Genomic DNA, 4,155 nt, shown 5'->3' with positions numbered 1-4,155 from the left:
CATGCCGCAGACCTGAACATCAACGACATCTCTGATTACGCGGACAGCGTGGACGTCGAAGAGCAGGTCACCAGCATTACCCAGTTTTCTGATGTTTACCCAACCGACTGGGCTTATCAGGCTCTCGCCAGCCTGATCGAGCGCTACGGCTGTGTCGCCGGTTATCCCAACGGCACCTTCCGCGGCAACCGGGCGATGACCCGTTATGAGGCAGCTGCTCTTCTCAATGCCTGTCTCGACCGCATCACTGAGGTCACCGACGAACTGCGTCGCCTGATCAAGGAATTTGAAAGAGAACTCGCCATCATCCGTGGCCGCGTCGATGGCCTTGAGGCCCGCGTTGGTGAACTGGAAGCAACCCAGTTCTCCACCACAACCAAGCTCAGCGGTTTGGCCAACTTCGTTCTCGGTGGCACCAAGGCGAAGGGCGACAATTTCAGGAGTGTCAAAGGGGGCGTCGGTGAGCGCGATCGATATAACAGCAGCTGGGGTGCCTTCACACTCAGCTACGACCTGCGCCTGGGTCTGAAAACCTCGTTCACCGGCAAGGATCTTCTGTTCACCCGTTTGCGTGCCGGCAACATGGGCCGAACGTCGACCTGGACTGGCGGTGGTGTTCTGATGAACACACTGAATACAGCAGCTCCGGGCGAAAACGTTCTTCGGGTGGATCGTCTTTATTACCGCTTCCCTCTGGGTAGCAACGTCACGATCCAGGCCGGTCCGCTGACCCGGAACACCGAGATGCTCGGCTACAAGCCGTCGGTGTATGCCAAAGGTGGCCAGACGGTTCTCGACTTCTTTGGTGGATCCCTCGGCGTTCCTGGCGTTTGGAACAAGGAAACCGGTGGTGGTTTTGGTGCCATCTACAGCAACAAGAACAATGTCTCGAAGGGAGATCCCTACTGGACCGTTGCTGCCAACTACGTTGCCGACAGCGGAGAGGCCAGTGATGGAAACCCGACCACGGGTGGCTTCATGACCGACAACTCCGAAGCGAACGTCACCTCTCAGATTGCCTACGGCAACAAGCAGTGGGGTCTTGCCCTCGGTTATCGCTATGGCCAATGCGGAGCCAGGTTCAGAACGTCGACGGAATTCGCGGCCTTTGATGCCTATGGCACCCCCTGTGCTGTTGTCACCGGTGTTGATGCCGACGGGGAGGATCTGTTCGAGCGCACCGACGCATCCAGCAACAGTTTCTCCTTCAACGCGTTCTGGCGCCCTGATGAGTCCGGCTGGATGCCGTCGATCAGTGCTGGACTTGGCCAGTCCTACCTGAACGGCAACAGCACCTGGGATGAATACACCAGCAAACGTGCCATGGGCAGTTGGATGGTCGGCCTCACCTGGAATGATGTTTTTCTGGAGAGCAATGCCCTTGGCTATGCCGTCGGTCAGCCTCAGTTCGTTTACGACGACGAGGATTTTGTTGCCGATGGTGGTTATGCCATGGAGCTCTGGTACAAGTTCCAGGTCACCGACAACATCTCCGTCACGCCCTCGGTGTATTGGCTGTCGCGCCCCTGGGGTGATTTCACCCAGAACTACAAGGGTGACTACAAATCGTTGGGAGTCTTCGGTGGCGTGATTCAGACCGTCTTCAAGTTCTGATTGGCTGGACTGATTCTGTTTAGCTGACTGAGCAGATTGTTATGAATCAAGCCCTCCTGAATGGAGGGCTTTTTTATTGAATTGTTGGTTGCTTAAGGAATCGAGCTAGTGGTTTTGGTTGTTGACTTCAGGACTCGACAATCTTGATCTCATGATTGGTGTGAATGATAAATCAATTTGGTTTGTTCTTCGGATGAATGTGTTCATTGATTCGCTTATTCGTCATGATGTTGTTCCTATCTGGGCTGAGGAACTTGTCTCTGAAGCAGTGATTCCGTTGTTGCATGGCCTGATTCACGCCTAAGAGCGGTCTGGTCAAACGCTTTTTTTTAACTTTCTCTTCTCGGTGTCATTCTCCTTTTTCGGTCTTTCAGATTCGTCATCACGCCAGCGTCTTGTCTTAACGGATACCTAAACAACCCTTGAGTTGCCCTTAGCTCCCTCATCTTGTTGTGCCCATACCTTGAGTCGGCTGGCATGTTTTGCCGGCTCTTTTCTCTTGGTGTGAGAACCTCCCATGAAGCTTTTCCAGCAACTGCTGGTGGCTCCTGCTGCCCTTGGCCTGCTGGCCCCTTTGGCTGTTGTTAACAGCCCCGCAGCACATGCCGCAGACCTGAACATCGACAGCGTGTCCGACTACGCGGGCAGCGAAGAGCAGGTCACCAGCATCACCCAGTTTTCTGATGTTTACCCAACCGACTGGGCTTATCAGGCTCTCGCCAGCCTGATCGAGCGCTACGGCTGTGTCGCCGGTTATCCCAACGGCACCTTCCGCGGCAACCGGGCCATGACCCGTTACGAGGCTGCAGCACTTCTCAATGCCTGCCTCGACCGCATCACTGAGGTCACCGACGAACTGCGTCGCCTGATCAAGGAATTCGAAAAAGAACTCGCCATCATCCGTGGTCGCGTCGATGGCCTCGAGGCCCGCGTTGGTGAACTGGAAGCAGCTCAGTTCTCCACCACCACCAAGCTGAACGGTTCCACCCACTGGGTGATCGGTGCTGCCAAGTACCACGGTGCTGGCAAGGATGCAATTGCTGCGGATTCAGGCGCAACTTCCTTCAGTTACGACCTTCGTCTGGCTCTCGATACCAGCTTCACCGGTAAGGATTTGCTGAGAACACGTTTGCGTTCCGGCAACATGGCCAACATCTTCGGGGCCGCCGGTCCTGTCGGTTTGTTCGGCCAGGAGTACGGCGTTGACACCGGAAACGTTGTTGTCATCGATCGTCTCTTCTACAGCTTCCCGGTCGGAAGCGAGTTCACCATTGTCGGTGGTCCTGTTGTTCGTCAGGACGACATGCTGCCGGTGTGGCCCAGTGCCTATCCGTCTGACATGACGATGGACTTCTTCACCTACGCCGGTGCACCGGGTGCCTACAACCTGGCTCTCGGCGGTGGTGCAGGTGTTTATTGGCAGACCGACGGCGGTTTCAGCATCTCCACCAGCTATTTGTCCACGAACGCTGGAGGCGGTTGCCCCAACGCCAACACTGGTTGTGCAAACGCCGGTGGTCTCGCAACCGATGCAGCTGGTTCCAACGCAACCACCCAGATCGCTTACGCCCCTGATAACTGGGGTGTTGCTGCGGTTTACACCAAGGCTTCCGGCGACAACGGTGTAGGTGTGTACGGCGGTAACGCCACCCCTGGGGCTGTTGATGTGGCCATGTCTGGTGTCTCGAACTCCTACGGCCTGAGCGTCTGGTGGATGCCTGAGGAATCCGGTTGGATTCCTTCAATCAGTGGCGGTTGGGGCCTGACAGATATCCCCAGCAGCAACATTGCGGGTGTCAAGAGTGCCACGACCCAGTCCTGGTATGTCGGTCTTGAGTGGAGCGATGTGTTCCTGATGGGCAATTCCTTCGGTATTGCCGCTGGTCAGCCAACCTTCATCACAGACATCGACACCGGAGACGACTCTGATTACGTTTCCGGCGGTGGTTATGCCTGGGAATTCTTCTATAAGTTCCAGGTCACCGACAACATCACGGTCACCCCGGCTGTTCACTACCTGAGCAAGCCGTTCCCCAACCAGTCCAGCGACAACACAACGACTGGCCTGAGTGGTCTTGTGAAGACAACCTTCAAGTTCTGATTCATTCGAATCGTCGCTTGATTGTTTCGATCAAGTCCTCACACCAAAGCAACCCACTGTCTTTGACAGTGGGTTTTTTTTGGATTTTTAATGTGATTGGTTGAGAAGGTTGATGGACACAAGCCTGGCCGGACTCCTGTGCATATTGAACATTAATCTGTAACTTATGAGTGGACATTTGGTCCATTTACCTCAGTTTTGGTGTGAGGAATTCATGAAACTTTTCCGGCAATTGCTGGTTGCTCCTGCTGCCCTTGGCCTGCTGGCCCCTTTGGCTGTTGTTAACAGCCCCGCAGCACATGCCGCAGACCTGAACATCAACGACATCTCTGATTACGCGGACAGCGTGGACGTCGAAGAGCAGGTCACCAGCATTACCCAGTTTTCTGATGTTTACCCAACCGACTGGGCTTATCAGGCTCTCGCCAGCCTGATCGAGC

Annotated in this window: 3 protein-coding genes and 1 pseudogene; all 4 read left to right on the top strand. The window is 55.1% G+C overall.

All coding sequences use genetic code 11. The features are described 5' to 3' along the window. Window positions 1-1,614, top strand: a 1,614-nt coding sequence (locus tag SYN9616_RS0109935; RefSeq protein ID WP_028952940.1) for an iron uptake porin, incomplete at its 5' end; no start/stop codon positions are given. A 121-nt stretch (window positions 1,615-1,735) separates the two neighbouring features. Continuing rightward, window positions 1,736-1,918 carry a hypothetical protein gene (locus SYN9616_RS15660; RefSeq protein ID WP_156918757.1) on the top strand — a complete coding sequence of 61 codons (183 nt, stop codon included), beginning with the start codon at window positions 1,736-1,738 and terminating at the stop codon, window positions 1,916-1,918. Between the two features lie 213 nt (window positions 1,919-2,131). Next, window positions 2,132-3,715 (top strand): iron uptake porin, encoded by a 1,584-nt coding sequence (locus tag SYN9616_RS0109925; protein WP_028952939.1) that lies wholly within the window; start codon window positions 2,132-2,134, stop codon window positions 3,713-3,715. 214 nt (window positions 3,716-3,929) lie between these two features. Next, a pseudogene (locus tag SYN9616_RS17710) lies at window positions 3,930-4,155 on the top strand (porin); the annotation flags it as partial.

It is taken from the genome of Synechococcus sp. CC9616 (assembly GCF_000515235.1).
GTDB lineage: Bacteria > Cyanobacteriota > Cyanobacteriia > PCC-6307 > Cyanobiaceae > Parasynechococcus.
Note: the sequence above shows the minus strand (reverse complement) of the source record. Positions and strands in the feature narration are given on the sequence as shown.

Coding starts and splice junctions, on each gene's coding strand:
- SYN9616_RS0109925 (WP_028952939.1), top strand. CDS start 2,132: ATGAAGCTTTTCCAGCAACTGCTGGTGGCTCCTGCTGCCCTTGGCCTG.